General features: G+C 63.9%; 18 protein-coding genes and 1 pseudogene. 8 read left to right on the top strand and 11 right to left on the bottom strand.

Annotation, left to right across the window (positions count from 1 at the left end):
- Nucleotides 1-63: 63 nt before the first annotated feature.
- The 6 genes from fecE to ACLD1Y_RS28350 form a co-directional block, all read right to left on the bottom strand.
- Entirely contained in the window at nucleotides 64-855 is a 792-nt protein-coding gene (fecE, locus tag ACLD1Y_RS28375) for a Fe(3+) dicitrate ABC transporter ATP-binding protein FecE (RefSeq protein WP_429480984.1), read from the bottom strand.
- Between the two features lie 4 nt (nucleotides 856-859).
- Entirely contained in the window at nucleotides 860-1,828 is a 969-nt protein-coding gene (locus ACLD1Y_RS28370) for an iron chelate uptake ABC transporter family permease subunit (protein ID WP_429480983.1), read from the bottom strand.
- Nucleotides 1,825-2,814 (bottom strand): iron-dicitrate ABC transporter permease FecC, encoded by a 990-nt coding sequence (fecC, locus tag ACLD1Y_RS28365; protein WP_429480982.1) that lies wholly within the window; start codon nucleotides 2,812-2,814, stop codon nucleotides 1,825-1,827. Before fecC ends, ACLD1Y_RS28370 begins: the two co-directional genes overlap by 4 nt.
- Before the next feature lie 2 nt (nucleotides 2,815-2,816).
- Complete coding sequence (locus tag ACLD1Y_RS28360; RefSeq protein WP_429480981.1) at nucleotides 2,817-3,737, bottom strand: Fe(3+) dicitrate ABC transporter substrate-binding protein; 921 nt, start codon at nucleotides 3,735-3,737, stop codon at nucleotides 2,817-2,819.
- 238 nt (nucleotides 3,738-3,975) lie between these two features.
- Nucleotides 3,976-6,363 carry a TonB-dependent siderophore receptor gene (locus tag ACLD1Y_RS28355; RefSeq protein WP_429480980.1) on the bottom strand — a complete coding sequence of 796 codons (2,388 nt, stop codon included), beginning with the start codon at nucleotides 6,361-6,363 and terminating at the stop codon, nucleotides 3,976-3,978.
- 74 nt (nucleotides 6,364-6,437) lie between these two features.
- Entirely contained in the window at nucleotides 6,438-7,364 is a 927-nt protein-coding gene (locus ACLD1Y_RS28350; RefSeq protein WP_429480979.1) for a LysR family transcriptional regulator, read from the bottom strand.
- 133 nt (nucleotides 7,365-7,497) lie between these two features.
- On the opposite strand from ACLD1Y_RS28350, the gene ACLD1Y_RS28345 reads away from it, so the two are divergent.
- From ACLD1Y_RS28345 to ACLD1Y_RS28335, 3 genes are all read left to right on the top strand, one after another.
- Nucleotides 7,498-7,938 (top strand): nuclear transport factor 2 family protein, encoded by a 441-nt coding sequence (locus tag ACLD1Y_RS28345; protein WP_429480978.1) that lies wholly within the window; start codon nucleotides 7,498-7,500, stop codon nucleotides 7,936-7,938.
- A 26-nt stretch (nucleotides 7,939-7,964) separates the two neighbouring features.
- Nucleotides 7,965-9,104, top strand: a complete 1,140-nt coding sequence (locus tag ACLD1Y_RS28340) for an alkene reductase (protein WP_429480977.1) — start codon at nucleotides 7,965-7,967, stop codon at nucleotides 9,102-9,104.
- Between the two features lie 111 nt (nucleotides 9,105-9,215).
- Nucleotides 9,216-9,998, top strand: coding sequence for an IclR family transcriptional regulator (locus tag ACLD1Y_RS28335; protein WP_429480976.1), 783 nt, complete (start codon nucleotides 9,216-9,218; stop codon nucleotides 9,996-9,998).
- Here ACLD1Y_RS28335 and ACLD1Y_RS28330 read toward each other — a convergent pair.
- The gene (locus ACLD1Y_RS28330) at nucleotides 9,995-11,473 is read right to left on the bottom strand and encodes a class I adenylate-forming enzyme family protein (RefSeq protein ID WP_429480975.1); all 1,479 of its coding nucleotides are present in this window, start codon (nucleotides 11,471-11,473) and stop codon (nucleotides 9,995-9,997) included. The genes ACLD1Y_RS28335 and ACLD1Y_RS28330 overlap by 4 nt on opposite strands.
- A gap of 2 nt (nucleotides 11,474-11,475) precedes the next feature.
- Complete coding sequence (locus tag ACLD1Y_RS28325) at nucleotides 11,476-12,498, bottom strand: alcohol dehydrogenase catalytic domain-containing protein (protein WP_429480974.1); 1,023 nt, start codon at nucleotides 12,496-12,498, stop codon at nucleotides 11,476-11,478.
- A 148-nt stretch (nucleotides 12,499-12,646) separates the two neighbouring features.
- Between ACLD1Y_RS28325 and ACLD1Y_RS28320 the strand changes: the two genes are divergently transcribed.
- The 5 genes from ACLD1Y_RS28320 to ACLD1Y_RS28300 all read left to right on the top strand — a co-directional run bounded on the left by ACLD1Y_RS28320 (nucleotide 12,647) and on the right by ACLD1Y_RS28300 (nucleotide 19,812).
- Nucleotides 12,647-13,348, top strand: a complete 702-nt coding sequence (locus ACLD1Y_RS28320; RefSeq protein ID WP_429480973.1) for an enoyl-CoA hydratase/isomerase family protein — start codon at nucleotides 12,647-12,649, stop codon at nucleotides 13,346-13,348.
- Nucleotides 13,349-13,451: 103 nt separating this feature from the next.
- Nucleotides 13,452-15,965, top strand: coding sequence for a TonB-dependent receptor plug domain-containing protein (locus tag ACLD1Y_RS28315; protein WP_429480972.1), 2,514 nt, complete (start codon nucleotides 13,452-13,454; stop codon nucleotides 15,963-15,965).
- Nucleotides 15,965-17,278, top strand: a complete 1,314-nt coding sequence (locus tag ACLD1Y_RS28310; protein ID WP_429480971.1) for an MFS transporter — start codon at nucleotides 15,965-15,967, stop codon at nucleotides 17,276-17,278. The genes ACLD1Y_RS28315 and ACLD1Y_RS28310 overlap by 1 nt, the downstream gene beginning before the upstream one ends.
- Before the next feature lie 21 nt (nucleotides 17,279-17,299).
- Nucleotides 17,300-18,484, top strand: coding sequence for an acyl-CoA dehydrogenase family protein (locus ACLD1Y_RS28305; protein WP_429480970.1), 1,185 nt, complete (start codon nucleotides 17,300-17,302; stop codon nucleotides 18,482-18,484).
- Between the two features lie 8 nt (nucleotides 18,485-18,492).
- A complete protein-coding gene (locus tag ACLD1Y_RS28300; protein WP_429480969.1) occupies nucleotides 18,493-19,812 on the top strand; it encodes an amidohydrolase in 1,320 nt (439 codons plus the stop codon).
- Here the strand turns inward: ACLD1Y_RS28300 and ACLD1Y_RS28295 are convergent.
- The 3 genes and pseudogenes from ACLD1Y_RS28295 to ACLD1Y_RS28285 all read right to left on the bottom strand — a co-directional run bounded on the left by ACLD1Y_RS28295 (nucleotide 19,782) and on the right by ACLD1Y_RS28285 (nucleotide 22,251).
- The gene (locus ACLD1Y_RS28295; RefSeq protein ID WP_429480968.1) at nucleotides 19,782-20,231 is read right to left on the bottom strand and encodes a hypothetical protein; all 450 of its coding nucleotides are present in this window, start codon (nucleotides 20,229-20,231) and stop codon (nucleotides 19,782-19,784) included. The genes ACLD1Y_RS28300 and ACLD1Y_RS28295 overlap by 31 nt on opposite strands.
- A 57-nt stretch (nucleotides 20,232-20,288) precedes the next feature.
- Complete coding sequence (locus tag ACLD1Y_RS28290; RefSeq protein WP_429480967.1) at nucleotides 20,289-21,572, bottom strand: HAMP domain-containing sensor histidine kinase; 1,284 nt, start codon at nucleotides 21,570-21,572, stop codon at nucleotides 20,289-20,291.
- Nucleotides 21,569-22,251: pseudogene (locus tag ACLD1Y_RS28285) on the bottom strand (response regulator). Before ACLD1Y_RS28285 ends, ACLD1Y_RS28290 begins: the two are co-directional and overlap by 4 nt.
- Nucleotides 22,252-22,370: the final 119 nt, after the last annotated feature.

The raw sequence follows: 22,370 nt of genomic DNA, 5'->3' as shown, positions 1-22,370 counted from the left end.
TAAAACATCTTTGACTGACACACCGCATTCGCGAGCAAGCCCGCTCCCACAGTTTTAACCGAGTCAGGCGTAATTACGGGTGCTCTTTTCGATCAGGCACATCGGGGTGCCAGCAATCGGCTCTTGCATCACCTGCACCTGCACATCAAACACCCGTCGCATCAGCTCGGCACTGATCACCGCCCCCGGCGCGCCATCGGCCACCAGCTTGCCGCCGTGCATCACCGCCAGGTGATCGGCATAACGACAGGCCTGGTTGATATCGTGCAACACCGTCACCACGGTTTTCCCTTCAGCCGCCAACTCGCCCATCAAGTCCAACAGCTCAACCTGATGGCTGATGTCGAGGTAAGTCGTGGGCTCATCCAGCAACACCACCGGCGCGTTCTGCGCCAATACCATCGCCAGCCACGCCCGCTGACGCTGGCCACCGGAAAGGTCCGCCAGGGCGCGATCAGCCAACACGTCCAACTCCAGGCGCTGCATAGCCTGGGTCACATGAGACTGGTCACTGCCGCTCAAACGCCCCCACAACGAGTTATGCGGGCTGCGGCCGTAGGCCACCAACTGGCGCACGCTGACGCCTTCTGGCACCGGCAACACCTGGGGCAAGAACGCGATCTGCCGCGCCAACTGGCGAGCGCTCAGGCTGGCGTAGGCCTGGCCGTCCAGGGTCAATTCACCCTGGGTCGGCTTGAGGATGCGCGCAAACGCCTTGAGCAAGGTGGACTTGCCGCAGCCGTTCGGGCCGATCAACGCGGTGACCTTGCCCGCCGGCGGCGTGAACGACAGCCCTTGCACGATACGTGTCGCACCGTAGCCAATATCGAGCTGATGTGCCTGCAAAATACTCATGTGATCAGCCCTTGAACCGTGCCAGCAACCAAAGAAAATACGGTGCGCCAATCACCGCCGTGAGCACCCCGGCGGGGATCTCGCTGGGGGCGATCAATGTGCGCCCCAGGGTGTCGGCCAGCACCAGCAACAGTGCGCCGATCAACATAGCGGCCGGTAATAGAAACTGGTGATGCCCGCCCACCAGCCTGCGTGCCATATGGGGCGCCACCAAGCCGATAAAGCCAATCGGCCCGATCACGCCCACGCCCAGGCTGGTGAGCAACACCGCACAAGCCATCGCCAGCCAGCGCGTACGGGTGAGCGCGGTGCCCAGGCTGTGGGCCGCCTCATCGCCGAGGGCGATCAGGTTCAGCGGCTTGGCCAGGCACAGGCCCAGCGGGATCAGCAGCAAAAACGGCAACACCAGCGCCACATGGTGCCAGTTACGGCTCCACAGGCTGCCGGTCAGCGCCAGCAGCGCGGTGTTGATATCCAGCGGATGGGACAAAATCAGAAACTCGGTGACGCTGGACAACGTCACCGCAATCGCCACCCCGGACAACGCAAAACGCACCCCGGAGAAACTCACGCCCGTGTTGTACAGCGCCAGCAGCAACGCGCCACCGGCCCCGCCGAGGCACGCCACCAGTGGCAGCCAGGCAATCGGCAGTTGCGGCCAAGCGATGATCGCCACGGTCAGCGCCAGCCCGGCGCCCTGGGTCACGCCGAGGATCTCCGGCGAGGCCAGCGGGTTGCGAATCACCCCCTGCACAATCGCCCCGGCCAGGCCGAAGGCTGCACCGGCAAGTATCGCGATCAGGCTGCGGGGCAAGCGGTGGTTCCACACTTCAAAGTCGAGGGCGTCGTGGGCCAGCAGGCGCTCCAAGACCGTTGCGGGCTTGAGCCACAAGGTGCCGGCGCTGAGGCTTATGAACGTCGCCAACAGCAACAGGGCGAGCAGCAGCCAAAGGCGCAATCGTGGGCGAGTCATAGGGCGCGCCTGGCAAGAAAGAGAAAGAACGGTGCGCCGATCAACGCAGTGACCACCCCCGCCGGGGTCTCCACCGGGAACGCCACGGCGCGGCTGAGCAGGTCGGCCCCCAGCACGATCACGGCGCCCAATACAGCACTCAGCGGGATCAGCCAGCGGTAGTCATTGCCAAGGAACTGGCGCAGGATATTCGGCGCGATCAGCCCGACAAACCCAATCGGCCCCACCGCGCAGACACTCGCCCCCACCAGCAAAAGACTGGCGATAAACACCTGCAAGCGCAGGCTGGCGATGCCCACGCCCAGGGAGCGCGCGGCGTCTTCGCCAAGGTTGATCAGGTTCAGGCGCGGCGCGCACCACAGCGCCCACAGGCCGCCGATCAGGGTGCAGGGCCACAGCAGTTGCACTTGTGCCGCGCCCACATTGGCCAGGGATCCGGCCAGCCAGTTGAGTACGCTTTGCGCCTGGGCTTCCACCAGGATCACCGTGAGTCGGGTCAAGGCCGCGCACAGCGCCGCCACGGCGACACCGGCCAGCACCAGGCGGCCTTGGGCGGTGGTCGGCGACCACGCGCCGCCGAGGCTGAACACGGTGACCCAGGCCAGCCCACCGCCGAGGCAGGTCATCAGCAACGCACCACCGGCGAACGGCAGCGCGACCAGGCCGGTGGAGAACAACGCCAAGCCCAACGCCGCACCGGCGGTGACACCAAACAACGAAGGCGAAGCCAGACGGTTGCGGGTAATGCCCTGCATCAACGCACCGGCCAGGCCCAGGCAGGCACCGACCAATGCCGCGCACACTGCACGGGGCACGCGCAATTGGGCGACGATATAGGCCATATTGCCGCCCACGCTGCCCTGATGCACCAGACCGTTCCACGCGTCTGTCGCCGTAAGGGTGAACGGCGACCAGCTGTACAGCGAGAACCAGAACAACACGGCCCCCAGCAGCACAGTGCCGAGGGCAGCAACACTGCGCTGCACGGTTATTGGCTCAGTACGGCTTTGCCGCCTTTAAGAATCGCCAGGGCATCTTCGGCGATCTGCTCCGAGGCCAGCACGCCGCGGTTACGCGCCCAGCTGTCGCCATCCACTTCGGCGACGTGCTGGTTGCGTACGGCGCCGAGCACTTGCCACAGCGGCTGCTTGCTCCAGGTGTCGACGATGCTCGGGCGGCGGTAGTGGCCCACCAGCAACCAGCCGGGGTCCAGCGCCAGCAGTTGCTCCAGGCTGACGAATTCGGTGGGCGCGGCGTTGGCCCGTACGCTCGGTACTTTCAAGCCGATGGCTTGCAGCACGCTGCCGGCGTAGGAGTCCGGGCCGTGCACAGAGAAGCTGTCTTCACGGGCGACACCGAACAACACGCTGGCGCCAGCGGGAATCTGCTGGGCGATGGCCTTGAGGTTGTCGCGGTTTTTCTGAATACGTACTGCCATTTGCGGGCTTTTGCCCAGGGCCTTGCCGATCAGTTCGGCGGACTTGAGGCTGCCCTCATAGTCTTCGCCCCGCGACGGCAGCAACAGGGTCGGCGCGATGCTTGCCAGGTCGCTGTACAGGGCCTGGTGCCGGTTGAGGTCGGCGACGATCAGGTCCGGCTTGAGCCGGGCGATTTCCTCGATGCTCGGCTGGGAGCGCAGGCCCACCGACGTCCACTGGCCGATGGCCTGGCGTACACGGGGCAATACGCGGTTGGCGTCGCCATCATCCGCGGCGCCGACCGGGGTCACGTCAACGGCGGCTAGGCTGTCGAGAAAGGAAAACTCCAACACCACTACGCGCTTGGGCGCATCCGGCAGATGCACCGCATGTTGGCCGTCATTGAGGTCGATGGGGGCAGCGTTCAGCACGCTTGAAGACAGCGCCAGCAGGCAGGCGGCCAGGGTGGGGATAGAGCGCAGCAATCGCATGACAAAGACCTCGGCGTTAAAACACCCAGGCTAGACAGGCCCGGGAAAACGGCGGGTACTATTCCATATCGAGGCGGCGTGATCAAAAAACATTCTCATTGGGAGGATGAAATTCGCCCTGGCACCGCCGATACAATGTGGGAGCGGGCTTGCTCGCGAATGCGGTGGGTCAGCCAGCACATCGGTGACTGACCCACCGCATTCGCGAGCAAGCCCGCTCCCACATTTTGACCTGCGACTAGAAGTCGACAGTGGCCGAGAGCAGGTAGGTACGCGGTGTCGCCAGGGTCAGGCCTGGCTCGCTGTCATCCGACGCACCGGCCGAACTCCAGTAGCGCTTGTCCGCCACGTTCTCCACATTTGCGCGCAGGGTCACGTGTTTGTCGTCCACCTTGAAGGCATAGCGAGCGCCAACGTCGATACGGTTCCAGGCGTCGATTTCCTTGACGTTGGAGGTGTCCAGGTACTGCGAGCTGGAATGGATACCACGGCTGGTGAGGGTCAAACCTTCAAGCCCCGGCACGTCCCATTCGGCGCCCAGGTTGACGTTGTACTTGGGCGTGGCCGGCGCGCGGTTGCCGTCATAGGTGCCGTCAGTGGTGTTTTTGAGTTTGCTGTCGATGTACATCACCCCGCCCAGCAGACGCACACCCTTGAGCGGCTCGCCGAAGGCACTGAGCTCAACACCGGTGTTCTGGCGCTTGCCGTTGGGGCCGAAAAGATTGGTGACGGCGTTGGTTTCATAGGCCGGTTGCTTGATACGAAACACCGCAGCGGTCACGGCGAAAGCGCCAGCGTCGTACTTGGCGCCCACTTCCATTTGGCGGCTGATAAAGGGCGGGAAGATCTCGTCTTCGTTTTTCGAAACGGACGGCGCGATCTTGCCCTGGCTCAAGCCTTCCATGTAGTTGGCGTACAGCGACAGCTTGTCGGTGGCCTTGAACAACAGGCCGCCGGAGGGCGAGAGTTTTTCTTCGTCGTAGCCGGTCTTGCCTTTGACGCCGTTGCTCCAGTCCGTCACCTTGACCCGCTGCCAGCGCGCGCCGAGGGTCAGCAACAGGCGGTCGTCGAAGAAGCCCAGGGTGTCGGACAACGCCACACCGCTGAATTTGTTTTCGGTGTACACCTTGGCATCCTGGCGCGTGGCCGTGGTCGGCGTGGGGGTTTGCACCGGGTCATACAGGTTATTGCCCAGCACGGTGGCGTAACGGGCGCCGCCGTTGGTGAAGTCCATGTCGAAGTAGCTGGCGGCCAGGTTGACCTCATGGCTCACCGAGCCGGTATGGAACCAGTTGCGCACACCGGCGTTGTAGGTGCGTACGTTTTCGTCCCGGGTGAAGTCCCGTGGCGACACACTGAAATTGCCGGCGGCGTTGGTCACCGAGACCGCGTGACGCAGGAATTCATGGTTGCTTTTACGTGCACCGAAACCGCCGTACAGCATCACGTCATCGCTTACATCATATTCAGCGTTGAACGTGCCGAAGGTGTCCTTGGTGCGGGCCTTGCTCCAGGATTGCGCATAGTTGTGGCGCACGTCGCTCGCCCTGGGCACCGGCGCGGCGGCCGCGACTTGCACGCGCTCCTGCGGGGCATCGGTGTCGCGTTCGGTGTGGCCGATATCGCTGGACAGGCGCAGGCGCTCGCCACGGAAATCCAGGCCCAGCACCGCCATTTCGCGGTCAACGCTCTGGTGGTCCCATGTGGTATCGCCGGACTGCTTCACGCCGTTGAAGCGGATGCCGAATTTATTGTCTTCGCCGAAACGTCGGCCCACATCCACCGCACCACCGGCCTGGCTGTCGGAGGCCCAGGTACCGGTGAACGAGTTGATGTCCTTGTCGGTGGCGCGCTTGGGCACCACGTTGATCCCGCCGCCCACGCTGCCACGGGGCGAGATGCCGTTGATCAATTGGGTGGGGCCTTTGAAGATGTCGACGCGGTCGGCCATTTCCATATCGATGGTGTAGGTCGGCAGCACGCCGTACAGGCCGTTATAGGACACATCACTGTTGAACAGGCTGAAACCACGAATGGTGAACTGCTCATAACGCCCACCGGCCGGGTTGGTGGCCCGCACCGAGGGGTCGCTGGCGATCAGGTCGCCGAGGGTGCGGGCCTGCTGGTTTTTCACGGTTTCCTGGGTGTAGGTGGTCATGCTGAACGGCGTTTCCATAAAGTCCCGCGTGCCCAACAGGCCTTGGGAGCCACGCCGCGCCACTTGGCCACCGGCGTAGGTATCGCCATCGTACAGGCCGGTGGTGCCAAGGATCGAGGTGGGCGCCAATTCCAGGCTGCTGCCCTCCGGCACCGGCACCAACATGTAGGCCTGCTCGCCCATAGGTTGCAGTTGCAGGCCGGAGCCTTGCAGCAGGCGCGCAAAGCCCTCTTCCACGCCGAACTCGCCGGACAGGCCACTGCTGCTGCGCCCGCTGACCAGCGCCGGGTCCACCGACAGGTTGACCCCCGCCAAGCCGGCAAACCGGGTAAGCGCCGCGCTCAGGCTGCCGGCCGGCACCTGGTAGCTGCGGCGGGCGTCATCGGCATAGCTGACGGACGCGAAAAACGGGCTGGCGCTGAGGCTCAGCAGCAGGCTGAGTTTGAGCAAGGGGCGGACTACGGGCATTGGAGGAAGCTCTCGATTTTGTTCACTTGCCTGGAATGACCGGTGAAGCAAAAAAAAGGGACAGGCTTTTGGATTTATTTTTCACCGCCGCCAAATACCTCGCGTTGTTGCGCGGCCATTTCCAGCAGCGCGTCCACCACCACCCGCACCTTGGGTTGCACGTAGCGGGTGTGCGGCCAGATCACGTGGATCGGCATGGTCGCCCCCGCGCAGTCGTCGAGCACCGTCACCAAGGCACCACTGCGCAGGTGTTCGGCCACCAACCAGGTGGGCAATTGGCACAGGCCGCCACCGTCGAGGGTGGCACGCAACATCATCTCGCCGTCGCCGAACTCATGGCGCACGCGTATTTCCTGCTCGTGCACGCTGCCTTTGGCGTTTTTCAGCAGCCAGCGCTTACGCAGCCCGACACGCCAGCCGATGATGCAATCGTGGGCCAGCAAATCGGCCGGGCTCAGCAGGGGTGGCGCCTTGCGCAGGTAGTGTGGCGCGGCGCAGATCACCAGGCGTTGCTCACCGAGGCGGCGAGCGACCAACTCGGGGTCATCCTTGAGTTCACCGATCCGCACCGCCAGGTCGATGCCTTCGCTGACCATATCGACCTTGCGCTCGCCAAACGTGAGGCTCAGGTCCAACTGCGCATACCGACCGGCCAAGGTGATCAGCAGCGGCGCAATATGCCGACGGCCAAACGCGGCGGGCAGGTCGATCCGCACGCGGCCCTTGGGCTCGGCGACACCACTGAGGAAACTGCCCTCGACCCCGCGCAACTCCTCCATCACCCGCAGGCAACTGGCCAGGTAAACCTCGCCTTCGTGGGCCAGGCTCAGCTTGCGCGTGCTGCGGTGCAGCAACTGGATGCCCAGGCGCTTCTCCAGCCGCGTGACGCTCTTGCCCACCGCTGAGCTGGTGACCCCCAGTTGCAAGGCCGCGGCAGTAAAGCTGCCCAGTTGGGCGGCCAGGATAAATTCAGGAATGCCATCGAATTGAAGGGTTTCCATCGCTGCCGTCCCCACAGAAAACCTCGATTCTAGCCTGACAGGATCAACTGAACGTACTTTTACCCGATTATTCCAACCACTACGCTGGAATAAGCTAGGTGCCACTGTTCAATGACCACTTCAGCGAGGTCCCATGACCGCCGATCTAAACCGCCTTGTCAGCCTGGAAGCGATTCGCAACCTGCGCCTGCGCTACTGCCATCACCTCGACGCCAACCGCATGGATGCGCTGGCGCAGTTGTTTACCGAAGACGCCATCTGCCAGGTCGACCGCGCCGGTTGGACCGGCCGCGACGCCATCAAGGCGGGCTTGTCCCAGGCCTTTCGTGATTTTGATACCGAGCAACGCGGCGAGTACCCGTTCCTGCATGCGGTGTCCAACCACTGGATCGAATTCCTCGACGAAGACCACGCCGAAGGCCGTTGCTATCTGACCGACTTCGTCACCCAGCGCCCGGCCGGGGACAGCCCCTTACTGCTGCTTGGCCTGTACGTCGATGAATACCGCCGTGTACAGGGCCAATGGCTGATCAGCCACACGCGCCTGGACGTGGTGTGGCCCGCACGTTCCTGAACCCTCATTACTGACGGAGAACCTCCATGAGTACCCTATTCAAGCCCTACGACCTTGCCGGCACCCCGTTGGCCAACCGCGTGGTCATGGCCCCCATGACCCGCGCCCGTGCACGGGACGATATCCCGGATGAACACACCGTTGTCTATTACGCCCAACGTGCCTCCGCCGGGCTGATCATCAGCGAAGGCGCGCCGATCTCCCGCGAGGGTTGCGGTTACCTGTTCAACCCTGGCCTGTACAACGACGCACAAACCCAGGGCTGGCGCCGGGTCACCGATGCCGTGCATGCCAAGGGCGGCAAGATCTTCGCGCAGTTGTGGCATGTGGGGCGCATGTCCCATGTGTCGATTCAGCCTGGGGGTGGTGCGCCGGTGTCATCGGTGGCGGTGAGCGCCGCCCGCTCGAATGCCTACGCCTGGGTCGCCGAAGGCCAGCCGGGGCCGGTGCAAGCGAGCACGCCGCGTGCACTTGAGCCCCATGAAGTACGCCGCGTGACGGCGGACTTTGTCGACGCCGCACGCCGCGCCATGCAGGCGGGGTTTGACGGCATCGAGTTACACGGTGCCAACGGCTACCTGTTCGAGCAGTTCCTGAACGGTGCACTCAACGCCCGCACCGATGAATACGGCGGTTCGATTGCCAACCGCCAGCGCTTCTTGCTGGAAACCCTCGATGCCCTGGCCGCCGAGATCGGCAGCACGCGAGTTGGCGTGCGCGTTTCGCCATTCGGGCGTCTGTTTGATATGCACCCGTACGCGCAGGAAGCCCAGGCCTGGTTGAGCCTGGCAGCGGCACTCAACGAGCGCAGCCTCGCCTATGTGCATTTGAGCGACCAACTGACCCTTGGCGCCGAAGCGATCCCGGCCGGGTTCGCCACGCAGTTTCGCCAGGCCTACCAGGGCACGCTGATCGCGGCGGGCGGCTTCAACCGTGAACTGGCCGAAGCGGTGCTGGAAAAAGGCGACCTGGACCTGGTGGCATTCGGTCGCCCATTCATCGCCAACCCCGATTTGGTGGAACGCATGCAGCACGACTGGCCGCTAGCCGACGGTGATCGTGCCACGTTCTATGGCATCGACGGCAGCCCGGCGCGGGGCTACACCGATTACCCGACGGCAACCGTCACACCGGCACGTGCAACCCGACAAAGCTCACATTTTTAAGCCGGAGGGTGTTAAGGCTTCACCCCGTCACGGATCACGGCTAACCTTGGCCACCGGCCAAGCCTGCGATCGCGCTTGCCGAACATCATGATTTCGGAAGCTGCTGCCACCATGGATATTTCCTCGACTCCTCCCTCGCCCGCCAGCAACAAGGAAAATGCCGGTGGGCGCGTTCAGGTCATCGACCGTTCGATTGTGCTGTTGCGCACCCTCGCCAGCCTCAAGCATGGCGCCAGTGCGCTGGACCTGGCGCGACTGACCGGCATCGACCGCACCACCATCCACCGCCTGCTCAAGACCCTCACCCACTGGAGCCTGATCGAGTCCCAGGGCGGCACCTATCGCATCGGCCCGGAATGCCTGATTTATTCGGCGGCGTACCTCAATCGCCTGAACCTGCGCAAGATCGCCCTGCCCTACGCCATCGAGCTGCAACGGTTGATTGGCGAGCGCCAGGCGATTGTGTCGCTGTCGGTGCCGGTGGGTGACCAGGTGGTGTTGATCGAGCGGATGTGGACGCCCACCACGCCCCTCAACGTGATTGTCGACCTGGCCGACCAGTTCCCTATCGACGGCAGCCCCAGCGGCCGTGCAGTGCTGGCCACCTACAGCGAAGCGGCGGCCCAGGCGATCCTCGGCGACGCGCGCTACGCCAAGGCGCGCCCGGCGCTGGAATTGATCCGCAGCCAGCAGGACTTTGCGTTTGGCCATGGCGAGTTCAAACCGGGGCTGTCGTCGGTGGCGTTTCCGATTCGCGTGGAGGGCGGCCAGGCCATTGGCGCGGTGGTGGTCGCGGGCCTGGAGATGGAAGACGAAACCCACCCGGCCTCGTCGCTTGCCAGCCATGTGCGCCGCGCCTGTGAAGGCATTGCGGCGCAGTTGGGCAACCTTTAAGGCTGCACGCCCAACGCGGCCAGCAGGCGATTTTTCTGCACCTTGCCGTAGTGGGAACGCGGCAGTTCATCGATGAAGTAGACCCGGCGTGGCACCTTATAGCGCGACAGCCCGGCGCGGCAGTGGTCCATCAACTGTTGCGCCGAAAGTGGCTGGGAGCCGTCCAGCACTACCGCTGCGCAGACTTGCTCGCCCCACTCCAGATCCGCCAGCCCGAATACGTGAACGTCCTGCACGCCGGGATGGCTCATCAGGTGTTGTTCCACCTCGCCAGGCTGCACGGATTTGCCGCCGCTGCGGATGATGTCTTTGCAACGCCCCAGCACGCGCAACAAACCGTCGCTGTCGATACGGCCAAGGTCGCCGCTGCGCAGCCAGCCGTTGTCCAGGGTCTTGGCGCTGAGGGCGTCGAGCTGCCAGTAGCCGCTCATCAATTGCGGGCCGCCCAGCAGGATCTCGCCCAGGCCGTTGGCGTCGGGCTGGTGGATACGAATCGCAGCACTGAACAGCGGGCGGCCGACCACACCTTCGCCGCTGCCACCGCCTGCGCGAACGGCGGCCATTTGCGCGGGCGACAGGTAGCAACTCCACGGTGCTTCGGTCATGCCGTAGAGCACGCCGATGCGCTCGGCGAACAGGCTGCACGAGCCTTCCAGCACCTCACCGGTCAACGCGGCCGCGCCCACATCCAGGCTCTTGAACAGGGGCAGATCGGCGGGCGCCGAGCCGGTTTCGCGCAGCAAACGCAGCAGTTGGGTCGGCACCAGGGAGCTGAAGGCCACGCGGTATTCAGTGAGCTGGGCGATGAAAGTCTTGCCGTCGAAACGCCCGCCCAACACCACTTGCCCGCCACTGAGCACATGGGCGAGCACCGCCACCGCCGCAATCGGCCACAGCGGGCGCACGTTGAGCAGTACATCCCCCACCGCCGCGCCCCGGCCCATCACGATGTTTTGCAACACCGCGCACAGGCTGGCGTGCCGATGCATCACCGCCTTGGGCGTGCCGGTGGTGCCGCCGGTGTAGTTGAGCGAGGCCAAGGCTTGGGGCGATTGTGCCGGGCGCGCCACGTTGTCGTCCGCCACGCCTTGGGTGACGGCTTGCAGCGCCAGGGCACGAACGCCGAGGCCTTGGGCCACGTCAGCGTAGGCCTCGGAAAACAGCAGCAAGGCCGCGCCCGCATCCTGCAACTGCGCCACCAGTTCGTCCGCCGACAGCGCCGGGTCCAGCGGCACCCGCACGCGGCCGGTGGCCATGCAGCCGTAGTCCGCCAGCAGGTAATCCACGCTGGCATCGGCCAGTAAGGCCACCCGCGCACCGGGCAGCACCTGCAAGTGGTCCAGCGCCTGGCCGACACCACTGAGGGCGCGATCCAACTGGGCAAAGGTGAGCGTTGTTTGGCTGGCGGCTTCGTGCAACGCGATGCGCTCCGGCCATTTGCAGGCGGCCTGACTTAGCAGCGTACTGATATCCATGCTTACCACCCACTCAACACAATGCGTCCAGTCACCTGGCGTGACTCCAATAAGGCATGGGCCTCGGCCACCTGCTGAAACGGCAGCACGCGGTCGATCAGCGGCTTGACCTGCCCGCCTTTGACCAACGCCAGCGCCACGCGCACTTCTTCCAACGTGGCGCTGCCCGAACCCTGCACCCGCAGGCGGCGGCCAATCAACAGGCCGGGGTTGACCGGCACGGCGGCGGGCGCAACGTTGCCCAATACCACCACGCGACCACCGAGGGCCATGCTGCGCAGGGTGTCTTCCAGGGTGCTGCCGAGGTTTTCCATGGCCACATCAACGCCGCGCTTGCCGGTGAGTTTCCACACCTGGGCGCTGTAGCTGCCGTTGGCGACGATCACTTCATCGGCCCCCAGCGTGTGCAGCAATTCGCGTTTGCCAGCGCTGCCGGTGACCGCGATCACCCGCGCACCGAAGGCTTTGGCCAGTTGAATTTGATGCGCCCCCAGACCGCCGCTGGCGCCGTTGATCAATACGGTTTCACCGGGCTTGAGCGCCGCTTCGCCGTGCAGCGCACGCACGCTGGTGCCGATGGGGCAGGAGGCCAATGCGGCCTGCACGTAATCCAGCCCTTCGGGCAGCTCAATCGCGGAAATCGCCGGCACCCGCAGGTATTGGGCATAGGCACCTTCGGTGTCCACCGAGGGCAGGCCGAGGGCGCGGCACAGGTCCTGGCGACCACGCAGGCAGTCGCGACACTGGCCGCAGAAACGCCGTTGATACACCACGACGCGGGCGCCCGGCGCCAGGTGATGGACACCGGCGCCGACTTCGACCACTTCACCGGCCACTTCATGGCCCAGCACCACACCCGTATGCGCCCCCGGCAGATGCCCGGCGCGGTGCAGCAGGTCGTGATGACACACCCCGGCCGCCTCGACTTTGACCAGCACTCCACCCGCGCCAACTGGCGGAGTGGGCACCTCCTCGACTTGCAATTGCTCCGGCCCGCCGAAGGCTTTTAGAACGATGGCTTTCATTTTATATAACCGTTTCTGACCCGATAAGAATATGTTCATATAACAAACATATTGTTTGCATTGTGCACATGCTTTAAGTTTTCCTCACTTTGACGCGGACCTCAAGGGGCAATCGCGTCTTTCTTTCACACCTGATGAAAAGCACTTCATGACAGTCGAATACCAAACAATCGGGGAAGGCATCCTGGTGGTTACCCTCAACCGCCAGGAACGTCTCAACGCGCTGGACAGCCAGGCCAAGCACGAGCTGGCCGAGGTTTGGCAACGTGCCCAGCAGGACAGCGCCGTGCGTGCCATCGTGCTGCGCGGTGCCGGTGACCGGGCGTTTTGCGCCGGTTCCGACCTCAAGGAAATCCAAGCCACCGGCGAAACCGTCAGCAGCGACGTGCTCGCCCGCGCCCTCCCCGGCGTCGGCAATGACCTGAGCAAACCGGTGATTGCCGCGTTGCACGGCCACACCCTGGGCCTGGGCATCAGCCTGGCGATCCACTGCGATTTCCGTATTGCGCGCCATGACACGCGCTTTCACTTCCCGGAAGTGCAGCACGGCATGTTGTCCGGTTTCAGTGCGATCACCCTGCCCAGCCTGATCGGCGAAGCAGCCGCCCTGGACATCATGCTCAGCGCCCGTCAATTCGACGCCCAGCAGGCGCTGGCCATCGGCCTGGTCAACCAGGTGGTGGACGACCCCTACGCCAGTGCCCTGGAACTGGCCGCACGCCTGGCCAGCCACTCCCCCAAGGCGGTGGAGTGGACCAAGATTCTGCTGCTGGCTGAACGTAAAGGCCGTTTGATCCGGCAGATGGCACTGGTCGACCAGGCCCGCCAGGACGTCATGCTCGGACGCTGATCCCCCCATAACTAGAAACAGCCAACACCCAAGCCTCCCCAGTACTGTCAGGAACTCCCACCACCAGGAATGGAAAGCGGCACCTAAACATTGGAGCCTCACCATGTCTCGCCCGTATACCCGCTTGCGTCCCAGGCTCAGCCTGCTGACGGTCGGCATCCTTGGGCTGTGCGCCCAACAGGCTGCGCAGGCTGAAGAGAAATCCCTGGGCAGCGACACCGCCCTGCAAACCGTGGTGGTCACCGGCGCCCGCGACAGCGGCCGCACCGTGGCCAAGAGCCTGGCGCCGATCGATGTGATCAGCGCCGACGACCTGGCCCGGTCCGGCAAACAGAACCTGCGCGATGCCCTGGCGGCCAGCGTGCCGTCCTACACCAACGCAGCCGGGTTTACCGGCGGCACCGGGTTGTCGGTCAAATCCGCCACCTTGCGCGGGCTGGGCGGCAACCATGTGCTGGTGCTGGTCAACGGTAAGCGCCGCCACAATACGTCGCTGATCTTTGTGCAGACCGCTGCCACCTCCAGTGGCCAGTCCCCTGCCGACCTCGACCTGATCCCCATCGCCGCGGTCGACCATGTGGAAGTGCTGCGCGACGGCGCGGCGGCGCAGTACGGTTCGGATGCGATTGCGGGGGTGATCAACATCATCCTCAAGCGCAACCACTCCGGTGGCAGCGGCAGTGCCTTGTACGGGCAGTACGCCAACCGTGTGGGCGGCAAGGGCAACTTCGGTGCCCGTGGCCAGGGCCAGGTCAACCAGGGGTTTGAGTTGCCCAATGACGGTTTCTTCAGCCTCAGCGCCGACATCGGGATCCAGGAAAGCTCCAACGTGGCCGGTGCGGTGCCGGATCGCACCAGCATCTATTTCCGCCAGAACGGCCAGCCCGACCCACGCGAGACCAGCGAAAGCCGCTATCGCCAGCAGTTGGGCCAGCCGCGCTCGCAAACCTACAACTTCGGCTACAACGCCGAGCTGCCGCTGAACGAGGACTACACGCTCTATTCGTTCTCCACCCTCAGCCACCGCAACTCCACCAGTTGGGGCACCTACCGCACCGCCAACTCGCCGCAGAACATTGTCTCGGTGTACCCGGACGGTTTCTCGCCGCGCTTTGTGGTGGAAGAAGACGACTTCCAAAGCGTGTTCGGCGTGCGCAACGACGACCTGCTCGGCTGGGCCTGGGACTTGAGCACCAGCTACGGCTACAACAACGCCAACACCCGCAACGAGCGGTCGTTGAACCCGTCCCTGGGGCCAAATAGCCCGCACGACATGGACGGCGGCAACCTGATCGCCAGCCAGTGGACCAACAACCTCGACCTGACCCGCGCGTTCGACACCGGCCTGTTCGCCAAGCCGCTGAACGTGTCCACCGGCCTTGAGTTCCGCCGTGACGGTTTCGAGATCCAGGCGGGCGAATATGCCTCCTACGCCGATGGCGGCTACGTGTTCCCCGCTGGCAGCCCGTTGGCCGGCCAACGCCCCAACCCCGGTGCGCCGGGGTTGGTGGGCTTCACCCCGGCGGATGCGCATAACTATTCGCGCACCAACACCGCAGGCTACGTGGATTTCAGCCAGAGCCTCACAGACAAGTGGGACGTCAGCCTGGCCGGGCGTTTTGAGCACTACAGCGACTTTGGCGACACCGGCAGCGGCAAGCTCTCCACCCGTTACGCCTTCACCCCGCAATTCGCTGTGCGCGGTACGGTGAGCAACGGCTTCCGCGCCCCGTCCCTGCAACAGCAGTTCTATTCCTCGTCACTGACCGCCTGGCGCACCAGCCCACTCAACGGGCAACTGGAGCAGGCCACCACCCGCTACGTGACGGTCAACGACGCCGCCGGCCAAGCGTTGGGCGCCAAGCAACTCAAGCCCGAACGCTCGATGAACTACAGCCTCGGGTTCGTGGCAACGCCCACCGAGAACCTGGACGTCACCGTCGACCTGTACCAGATCGACATCAAGGACCGCATCCTGCAAACCAGTAACCTGCAAGGCACTGCGGTGTCCAACGTGCTCGCGGCCGCCGGCCTTAACCCGAACCAGATCGTCTCCTACTTCGGCAACCTGGCCGACACCCGCACCCGTGGCATCGACCTGGTGGCCGACTACCGTTACGACCTGGGCCGCTACGGCAAAACCAAGTGGACCTTGCTCAGCAACCAGAGCCTGCAAACCATCGAGAAAATCAAGGAACCCGCCGCACTCGCCGGCACCGGTGTGAGCGCCGTGGGCCGTGACCGCCAGGGCAACCTGACCTCGGCGTACCCAAAGAACACCACCTCCCTCAATGCCGCCTGGCAGTTGGGCGACTTCGAGGTCAACCTCAAGGAAACCCGCTACTCCAAAGTCACCGGGCGTAATCAGATTGCCGCCAGCCGCGATGAAGTGGTCAAGCCGGCGTTCATCACCGACCTGAGCGTGGGTTACTGGTTGAGCGATGCGGTGAAAGTCACCGTGGGCGGCGAGAACATCTTCGACAAGCGCCCCGAGCAGTTGAATGACGAAGCCAAGCGCTTCTACTTCTTCCCCACCGACAACCCGACCTACAGCTGGTACTCGCCCTACGGCCTGGAAGGCGCCTACTACTTCGCTAAAGTCGACGTGAGCTGGTAATGACTAACTTCGAACGCCCGACGGCCGCCTTCGACCAGCGCCTGTACCGCAAACTGGCGTGGCGGATCATGCCGTTCCTGTTTCTGTGCTTCGTGCTCAATTGGCTGGACCGGGTCAACATCAGCTTCGCCCATTTGCAGTTCAAGACCGACCTGAACATTAGCGACGCCACGTTCGGCATCATCGTCGGGGTGTTCTCCATCGGTTACCTGCTGTTCGAGATTCCCAGCAACCTGCTGCTGGAAAAGATCGGCGCGAAAAAAACCATGATGCGCATCATGGTGCTGTGGGGTCTGGTGACCATCGCCACCGCGTTCGCCCAGACCCCGGCGCAGTTCTATGTGCTGCGGGTGTTGTTGGGGGCGGCGGAGGCCGGGTTTTTCCCGGGGGTGATTCTGTACCTCACCTACTGGTTCCCGGCCAGCCACCGGGCGCGCATCACCTCGCGCTTTATCATGGCGATTGCGGTGTGCGGCATCATCGGCGGGCCGCTGTCCACCAGTATCATGGGGCACTTCGCGGGTGTCGGCGGGTTTACCGGCTGGCAATGGCTGTTCGTGATCACCGGCATTCCGCCGGTGCTCGCGGGATTGTTCGCCTGGTACTGGCTGGATGACAAACCCGCCTCGGCCAAGTGGCTGAGCGCGCAGGAGAAAGCCGCCATCGCACAGGCCCTGGCCCATGAGCGCCAGCAGCGCAAGCCCGGCGGGCATAGCCGATTTGTCGAGGCATTGAAGGACCGCAAGGTGTGGTTCATCACCCTGGCGTACTGCCTGACCATCATGTGCACCGGCAACGTCACCAATATTTGGGCGCCGTCGATCATCCGCGACTCCGGGGTGAGCAACCTCGGGCAACTGGGGTTGTTGTCCGCCCTGCCCTATGTAGTCGGCGTGGGCGTGATGCTGTGGGCGTGTCGGCATTCGGACGTGCAGCAAGAGCGGCGTTGGCACTTCGCGCTGGGCGGCCTGACGGCGGCGCTGGCGATGCTGGTGTTGCCCAATTTTCTGTTCAGCCCGTATTCGGCGATTGCCGTGCTGACCCTGATGACCAGCGGTTACCTGGTGGCCACGGCGATTTTCTGGACCATCCCCACCTACTACCTGTCGGACCACGCCAAGGCTGCGGGCCTGGCGCTGGTCAATTGCTGCGGGCAGATCAGCAGCCTGCTCACGCCGATCATGATCGGCGCGATCAAGACCTCCACCGGCAGCATCAGCCTGGCGTTGTATATCGTCGCGGCGCTGGTGGCGTTAGGTACATTAATTCTGTTGTTCGGCGTTCCACGCAGCGCCCTGCGCGACGCTTCCTGACCTTTTTTGATGGACATTCCCATGACCGATTACCTCGCCCTCGCCCGCCAACTGGCCGCGCAGATCCAACCCGGCGCTGCCGACCGCGACGCGGGGCGGATCTTGCCGTATGCCCAACTCGACCTGATCCGCGAGTCGGGCCTGGGGGCTGCGCGGGTGCCCACCGAATTGGGTGGCGGTGACGTCAGCCAGCTGCACGTGGCGCAGATTTTCATCACCTTGGCCAAGGCCGATCCGAGTGTGGCGCAGGCGTTGTTCCCGCACTTCGCCACCGTTGAACACCTGCGCCTGATCGCCAACCCGGCGCAGCAGCGCGAGTACCTCGGCGCGTTTGCCAAGCGCCAGTTGTCATCGGGGGCGATTGCCGAGCGCAGCGGCACTTTTCGCGGTGAAATCCAGACGCGCCTGGAGCGGCGCGGCGACCAACTGGTGCTCAATGGCAGCAAGTTCTACAGCACCGGCTGCCTGTTTGCCGACTTGCTGAAAATCCAGGCGGTGGACGAGGCTGGCCACGCGGTGTACGTGATGCTGCCCGCCGACACGGCCGGGATTACCTTGCTGGACGACTGGGACGGCATGGGCCAGCGCGTCACCGCCAGCGGCAGCACCTTGCTGGAAAATGTGCCGGTGCGCCCGGAACAAGTGATTCCGCTGGCGCAGTGGTACCAGCGCCGCAACTATGTCGGCGCCAGCGCGCAGTTGATCCACTGCGCGCTGGATGTCGGCATTGGCCTGGCGGCGCTGGATGACGCGGTGGCATGGGCACGCACGGGTGCACGACCGGTGCGCGAAAGTGGCGTGGATTCGGCGCGCCACGACCCGTACATCCTGCACACGCTGGGTGACCTGGCGGCACGCATTCACGGCGCCGAAGCCTTGGTGGAGAAAGCCGCCGGCGCGGTGGACCTGGCGGCGCGCACCCAATTGCAGGGCCTGGCCGAGGGTGAGGAGTTGGAGGCCATTTTGGTGAAATCTTCGATTGCAGTGGCCGAAGCCAAGATTGCTTCGACCCGCGCCGCGCTGTTTGTGTGCGAGCGCCTGTATGAAGTGGGCGGCGCCGCGACAACCCAGTCGCGCTACAACTTCGACCGCCACTGGCGCAATGCGCGCACCCACACCACCCATGACGCCCTGGCCTACAAGTACAAGGCCATCGGTGATTACTTGCTGAACGCCAAAGCGCCGCCGATTGCGTTTACTTATTGAGCCCGGATATGTCCAAGCTAGCTTTTTTTCTGTTGCTGTCGTGCGGCGTCGCATCGGCCGCTGAACCTTGGGCGGATCTGGATGCACAAATCCGCCAAGCCCTGCCCGGCGTGATCGAACTGCGCCACGCCATCCACCAACAGCCGGAACTGGGCAACCGCGAATTCCACACCAGTGAACGCATCGCCCAACGCCTGCGCGAACTGGGGTTGGAGGTGCAGACCGGCATCGCCCACACCGGCGTGATCGGTATTCTGCGTGGCGGCAAGCCTGGGCCGGTGGTGGCGATTCGTGCCGAATTGGACGCGCTGCCCCTCACCGAACAGACCGGCCTGCCCTACGCCTCGACCGTGCGCAGCAAGGATGAAGGCGGGGACTTTCGCAGCCGGGGCAAGGAGGTCGGGGTGATGCATGCCTGCGGTCACGACGCCCATATGGTCATGGCACTGGGGGTGGCCGAAGTGTTGGCGGCCCATCGCGAGCAACTGCCAGGCACACTCAAGTTGATCTTCCAACCGGCCGAGGAAGGCCCGCCGCTGGGTGAGCAAGGTGGCGCACAGTTGATGATCAAGGAAGGCGCGTTGCAAAACCCGGTACCCGCGGTGATCTTCGGCATCCACGTCACCGCAGGCACGGCCGGCACCTTCACCCTCAGCCGCCAGCGCACCACGGCGGCGGCAGACACCTTTGTGGCGCACATCATCGGTCGCCAGACCCACGCCGCCTTCCCTTGGACCGGTATCGACCCCGTGCCGGTAGCAGCCCAGGTGATCCTGGCGTGGCAGACCATTCCCAGCCGCCAGTCGAACCTCAGCCTGTTGCCCGCGCCGGTGATTTCCGTGGGCCGTATCGAGGCGGGTGACCGGCATAACATCATCCCCGCCGAGGTGCGCCTGGAAGGCTCGATCCGTACTGTCAGCGATGAGCAGCGCGAGGATCTGCTGCAACGCATGACTCGCACCGCCGAGCAGATCGCCCTGGCGTCGGGGGCGTCCGCCAAGATCGAGTACCTGCCGGGCAACTACCGCGCCGGCTACAACAACACCGCGCTGGTGGACCAATTACTGCCGGAGCTGCAACAGGTGTCGACCACTCCCGTACGCATCGACAATGGCACCTATGGCGCCGACGACTTCGCCGAATACGCGCGCCAAGTGCCGGGGATTTTCATGCGCATGGGCGTCACGCCGCCCGCGCTGGAAGGCAAGACCGTATGGCCGACGCACTCGCCGGGGTTCCAGGTGGACGACCCAAGCCTGGCAGTGGGCATTCGTGCGTTGAGCCGCATGACCTTGAGTTACATGGCCAGCGCAGGTTCTGCTGAATAGATGATGGTTTGTGCGCTGTCGGGAGAGAGACTCTGGCGCGTGAAGTAGATGTCGCCTTCGTCGGTGAGGATTTCGTAGTCCACCTTCCGAGCAGCGCTGGCGTGCTTGATGATCTTCAGCACGCGCTGGAACTTCACGCTTTGGGTGCCGTTCTGGTTCGGCCCGGTCAGCACGCTGACGCTCTGGAACCAGCCGGCGTGTTTCTTGTGGGTGACCAGCGCGGCGCTCATCGCCTCGAAGCGCTCCAGGCGCGTGAAGCCCCATAGCGTCTGTTCTTCTACCGTGGCTTGCGGCGTGGCCGCACCCGTGAATACAAACAGATTGATCGCCGGGTTGTCTTCGCAGAAGAAGTCGTAGGGGACCAGGCCGTCGACCATTTTCCTGCCGGACACAAAGCCCTTTTTATGCACCTGAAACATCGCCACCTCCACTCAATCAATGGCGGCAAGTCTAATCAGGCGCCACGTACAGGGCGGTCAAGCCAATGTAATGTCGTGTAAAGATCGTGCGCTGTGGAGGTTGATCTCCACCGTGAGACCGCCGACGGGTTTGTTGCGCGCGGCGATGGTGCCGCCGTGCATTTGCACCGCCCGGGCCGCAATGGCCAGGCCCAGGCCGAAGCCCACACTGGCATCGCCGACGCCACGCTCGAAGGGATGGAAGATGCTTTGCAGCCGCTCGTTTTCAACGCCTGGGCCGTGGTCGGTGATCTGTACGCTCAATCGGTTGCCTTCGGCGTTGACCTGGGCCGATACCCGCACCGTGGTGTTCGGCCGGGTGTAGCGCACGGCATTGCGGATGACGTTTTCGAAGCAGCGGTACAGCAATTCACCGCTGACGCAGGCGATGAACGGCGGGCCGGCGTGTAGCTCGACACGACAGCCTTTGATGCCGGCTTCGAACTGGGCGTCCTCGACAATCATCCTTAGCAATTCAACAATATCCAGCGGCTCGCGCTCGATGCTCTCGGGCCGTCCCTGCAGGCGCGCCAGGGTCAGCAGCGCCTCGATGAGGGTGTCCATGCGCTCGGATTCGCGCTCGATGCGCTCCAGCATTTCCACGCGAGTAGAGTCCTGGCGAAACAGCCCGATGGCGGCCTGTATACGGGTCAGGGGGGAGCGCAGTTCATGGGAGATGTCGTGCAATAAATGTTGCTGGGCGTTCACCAACACCTTCAATTGGTTGGCCATACGGTCGCAGTCTTCGGCCAGGTCGACGATTTCATCGCGGCGATTGCCCATGGCGGGCTTGACCCGGGTTTCGAAACGCCCCTGGGCTACATCGCTCATTGCCCGGCGCAGGTACGCCAGGGGCCACGCCAGGTAATAGGCCATGTAGCCACTGAACAACGCACTCATCACCGTGCCGATGATGAGTGGGATCTCGTGCCAGGGCCGGCCGGGGTCCTTGCCGGGCGCGTGGGTGGAGCGAATCGACAGCGCCAGGCCCTCTTTGCTGGTTACTGATCGCTCATGAGCTACGTCCGTAACGGGCACCCCCGCCACCAATCGACCCGTGCTGTCATAGACACCGATACCTTCATCGGCAGGACGCTCCCAGACGATGAGCAACTCGCCACCCGCCTCGACGCCGAATTGCTGCAACAGCTTTTCCTCAGCCGCCAGGATGGCTTCGACATGGGGGTCGTTTGGGCGGAAACGGCCAAGCTCCAGTACACCTATCCCCACCAGAAAGGTCAGGGTGGTGGCCAACCAAAAGGCCAGGAATAGTTTCCAAAACAGCAGGCTGGGCTTGGTCATTCGGCGATCAACAGGTAACCGAGGCCGCGCACGCTCTGGATCCAGGCCTTGGCGTCCGGGCGCGGCCCGAGTTTTTGCCGGATGCTGCTGATATGCACGTCGATGCGCCGGTCGTAGCGGGTCAGCGGGCAGCCCAGGGCATTGAGGGACAGATCCTTTTTACTCACCACCTGGCCGGCGCTGCGGGCCAGTTCTTCGAGCAAGCTGAATTCGGTGCTGGTCACCCCCAGCTCGACGCCGTTCCACAAGGCCTGGCGCTTGCCGGGCCACAGCACCAGCGCGCCGGTCTTGATCATTTCGGTGGTTGGCTGGCCCACCGGCTGCACCCGGCGCATGATCGCGCGCAAACGCGCCACCAACTCGCCAGGGGAACTGGGCTTGGGCACGTAGTCATCGGCGCCCAGTTCAAGCCCGGTGATGCGGTCGATGTTGTCGCCACGGGCGGTGAGCAACACCACCGGCACCTGGCTCACCGCACGGATACGCCGCAGCACCTCGATACCCGAGCGTTTGGGCAGCATGACGTCCAGCACCACATGCTGTAGCGCCCCGACAGCGCCTCGACTTCACCCTCCTCCCCCGTGTGCACGGCGGTCGCGGCAAAGCCTTCGCTGGCCAGGTATTGGCTCAGCATTCCAGTCAGTTCCTGGTCATCGTCAACCAACAGTACGGAGATCATCGCGGGCTCGTCAGTGGGGGGCTGCGCATTATCAGCCTTGCGCGGGGTTTGCTGGCCAACCTTTACCTAACTTGACATTCAGTTAACCGCATCAAACGCGCGACGCTCTTAAGCTGGAT

This window comes from Pseudomonas sp. 18175, assembly GCF_050432925.1.
Lineage (GTDB): Bacteria > Pseudomonadota > Gammaproteobacteria > Pseudomonadales > Pseudomonadaceae > Aquipseudomonas.
Note: the sequence above shows the minus strand (reverse complement) of the source record. Positions and strands in the feature narration are given on the sequence as shown.